Origin of the sequence: Undibacterium sp. 5I2 (assembly GCF_035019605.1) — a bacterium.
In the GTDB taxonomy this organism is placed as follows: Bacteria; Pseudomonadota; Gammaproteobacteria; order Burkholderiales; family Burkholderiaceae_D; genus Undibacterium.
Genome location: NZ_JASJVS010000115.1, coordinates 1 through 4,159, shown reverse-complemented (window position 1 = coordinate 4,159; position 4,159 = coordinate 1). Strand labels below are relative to the sequence as shown.

Below are 4,159 nucleotides of genomic sequence, written 5' to 3'. Positions count from 1 at the left end.
TTTCACTCATGGTCTGCCTCGTCTCTTTTCGACAGACACTAGTTTAAACTGTTGTCCGGATATGTGGATCCACTATATACCAGCAGAAACGGCCAGGATTTTATGGGATTAACCAACAGCGATATCAACTTAAATGCATGATTTGGTCTGCATTAAAGGCTGCTGAAAACAGGAAGGATGTCGATGATAAATCGGTACAAGTACTGTTTGGCAGTATTTACACGGCGCTCAAAGTGTCGCCGCCAGATAATCCTGGGCGGTCTTTGGCTTGGTCTGAGGAGACGCTTGAGCAGTGGTTTCAGAACTAGCAAGTGTGATTAAATCTGCGGGTAAAAGTAACGTAATCTAATTAATATTCTTATCATTGCGAGATAGCTTATTTGGATGATTTTCAAGCTTGTTTAAGTGACTAACAAATGAGTATCCATTTCTGTCTAGATATATTTTTTATGCGTCTGTACCTCACTAAAAAAAGAAAAATATCAACAAAGCTAAAACATTTCCAATATTGTAATTCTTTGTAACATGTAACAATATTGAAATATTTACATGTTTTAATAACATGCATAAAAAGACAACTATTGCTTTAAAAGTAATAATTATCAGGCATACTAACTGATTCAGCTGTCATCTGAATATCTTAGAATTTTTCACCTAATCTATTTTTCATAAAACAACATTAATTTGCTATAAAAATGTCAATGCATGCAAATTAATGAAAAATAATTTACAAAATAATTTGAATTTAGATTAATGATTAATCAAAATAAAACTAGTCAACTGCCTTTGTTCCGTCCGGAAGTGACAGCAAGTCACAATCAACAATGGCTAGGCGCTATCCGCTTGGCACAACCGATTTCGGCTTGGCTGATTGCTGGTGTTGCTTTGATCGTCACGATGATTCTCATCGCCTTTATCACATTGGGTAACATCACCAAAAAAGCCCGCGTCACAGGCATCACCCTGCCGATTGGCGGTAGTATCAGCATCAGCGCGCCCAATGGAGGATTGCTAGTCAACAGCCACGTTATAGAAGGCCAAACTGTTAGCGTAGGCCAAATCCTGTTCGAGCTTTCTACTGAACGTCAAGGTGACAAAGGCGAAATTACCGCTCTAGTCGCCCAACAACTCGCCACCCGTCGGCAGACATTGGAAGCGGAACAAAGACTGCGCACAGCCCAAGCGATAGAAAAGAAACAGGCTTTAGTTCAAAGGTTGAATAACCTTACGACCGAAGCCAGTCAACTAGAACAAGAAATTGTCCTCACCCAACGTCGCCATAGCCTGGCCCAAGACAGTGTCACTAAATTCCAAACGCTGCAAAATAATGGCTATGTATCGGCGGCTCAGACCCAGCAAAAACAAGAAGACATGATTGATGTCGATACTCATTTGTCAACCCTACGTCGCAATAAGTTGCAGCTAGAGGCTAATCAACTTGCTATGCAAGCAGAGCTGAATGCTCAGGCTAATAGCTTAGCAACTGACCAGGCACAACTACAAAGAGCGGTCGCTAGCCTGCAACAAGAAATCGCAGAAAATAACAATCGTAAAACGAATCTGATCACCGCCAGCCAAGCAGGCACCATCACCACACTGACCAGTCAAATAGGCCAAACCATTAACGCAGGACAGGTATTGGCAACATTAATACCCTCATCCTCCAAGTTAGCGAAGACAACAGACACACTAGACACAACAAAGACGACTGATGCAGCGCAGCTAGAGGTCCATCTATACGCACCCAGCCGCACCGCAGGTTTCGTCGCCAATGGACAGCAAGTCCTGATCCGCTATCAAGCCTACCCTTACCAAAAATTTGGACTGCAAAAAGGCACCGTTACCGACATTAGCGACACTCCATTCGCACCAAATGAATTACCCCCTAATTTAGCCAGTACGATTTTGAGTAACGCCCAGCAGAATATTCAAGGCTTCAACAGTAATGAAGCCTTGTACAGAATCAAAGTCAGACTAGAAAAACAAACAATAGATGCCTACGGACAAGTGCAAAATCTAAAGTCAGGTATGACCCTAGAGGCAGACATATTGCAGGACAAACGCAAGATTTGGGAGTGGATTGCAGAGCCAGTATTGGCAGTGACAAATGCTGGCTAAGAAAAATTACTACAACTATAGAAATTTGTAACCCAACAAGATTCGAATACTGGATCTGAAAGGATATTTTCTTCCAGACCCAGTCCGAAAAACCGTTCAAGGTAGTCGAGACCAAGAACGGAGCAGCAAAACTATGTCATGAGGCATAGTTCAACTTAACCATGTATAGGGAAACACAAAATGCGTTTAATTACAAATGACGAATTGTTTGCGGTTGGTGGTGGGGATATTGGCCTAGCTGCTCAATATGGATTGGATATTAACAATGCCTACTATGGCGAAGAGCCAATTCAATCTGTATCAGTTTCGGGGTCGAACTCGGGACAGAATTCGGAATCGAGTGGAACAACTGTTGTAACCAGTGTTTGTATAACTGTAGGTGCCGTAGGACAGTCGATTCAAACTTGTACAAATAATGACAACACAATATCTGTGATCACATGCGCTGGCACTCCAACGCCGGTTGTTTCTGCGCAGATTTGCACAACAGTAACTATGCAAAAATGATCAATGTCTCAGCAAGACGAGGTACGAAATTAGATTTATATTTCTGCGATTTGTGAAATAGAAAGTAGTGGCATTTGTTAAAGAAAATAATGAATGCCACCATAAAGCAAAAAGTCATGACTTGGTTAGGATTATTTTGTATAAATTAAAATAAGGAAATTGACCTCTATGCCCTTTTTTATTACTTCACATTACTGAGTTCAATTATCTTCAGCAAACCTTATTTGACAATACCTCCAAAATCTATTTAACAAATGCTTAAAATACCATTAATACTTATGTTTTTTTTTAGTGCATTTCCTTGTGGTGCGCAAATAAACGGTAAGGAAAAAAACTCCAATAGCTCGGATACCGGATTAGTGAAAAATATGGATCAATTTAAAATAATGCTTAAAAAGACTGAAATTGAAAATATTTCTATTGCTGAAGCGGGTGAGCGGCCTTTTTATAATTCCTTGAATTGCTGGGCTTTGATTGAAAATCAAGGTGTTGATTCTGGAGACAACAAATCCGATCAGTCATACGCGTTTGGTGAGCCACAATGGGATAAAAGTATTAATTTAAAAGAGTCAGATACTGCTGTGGTGAATCAGTTACTTTTAGATTCGAACAACAGAGACGCTTATCAGTTATTCCGACTTATGCCGCACAGTGTGATGTGGTGGATTCGTATTAACAAAGGAATTTCTCTGATCACGTTAACTACTGCGATACATGAAACGGTACATGACATGCACACCTTAATGAGGAAGTGCAATAGCGGGAATTCTACCTACTTATTTAACGGTTATGGGAGGATAACCGAGCGGCATCCAGGTGACAGTGCTAACTTTTCCATCGTCGAGGAAGTGATACCAGACAAATTTAAAGTACTTTTACCGTCAAATTCAAACTTTAATACTTACATTATTAAAAGCAAAAAATTCACGGGTAACGATATATCAACGGGAGTTGATGAATTCAATGCCTATACAATTGCAGCAAACCTAGAGACGAACTTAACTTCTACTAGCGTTTATCAAAAATTCAAAACTAGTGGACTAGACTCATATAGCGGAAATATAAGCGGAATGAGCGATTTTATGCTGTATATCTTGTGTTACTTCAAAGCTGCAAGAGCTCACTATCCCTCTACATATCAAAACATACAAAATAGCCATCTATTCCTCGCACACATAAATAGGTTGTGGGAGTCTGCTGAAAACACCTTGAGTATCGCTTATAAATTTACACTAAGTGAAGGTGGTATTTACTATGTAAATTCTCAGGTAATTGCTGAAATTTATTCTCCAGAATTAATTTCAGAACTGGATCTGCTTGGTGTTAAGCATCTCCATTTCGACCATTGGAACAATACCTATTTTTCAAAAAATAGGGGGATTAAAAATCTTCCAGAGAAATAATATGAATTATAAAAATTTATTAACTGAGTTTATTGTCAACGTAATTTCAAATCGGTATTCAGATTTCTCGTTCATTTATTTTTTTGGATCACAGATAAATGGCGTTGCTCGAAAGGACTCAGATATAGATC

General features: G+C 39.4%; 3 protein-coding genes. All 3 read left to right on the top strand.

The annotated features are described in order from the left end of the window. Positions 1-753 precede the first annotated feature (753 nt). The 3 genes from QN359_RS19450 (at position 754) to QN359_RS19440 (ending at position 4,028) form a co-directional block, all read left to right on the top strand. Positions 754-2,118, top strand: a complete 1,365-nt coding sequence (locus tag QN359_RS19450; RefSeq protein WP_322248432.1) for an HlyD family secretion protein — start codon at positions 754-756, stop codon at positions 2,116-2,118. A gap of 180 nt (positions 2,119-2,298) precedes the next feature. Then, a complete protein-coding gene (locus tag QN359_RS19445) occupies positions 2,299-2,625 on the top strand; it encodes a hypothetical protein (RefSeq protein ID WP_322248431.1) in 327 nt (108 codons plus the stop codon). Between the two features lie 254 nt (positions 2,626-2,879). Then, positions 2,880-4,028: a hypothetical protein gene (locus tag QN359_RS19440; RefSeq protein ID WP_322118262.1), complete on the top strand. Its 1,149-nt coding sequence runs from the start codon at positions 2,880-2,882 to the stop codon at positions 4,026-4,028. Positions 4,029-4,159: the final 131 nt, after the last annotated feature.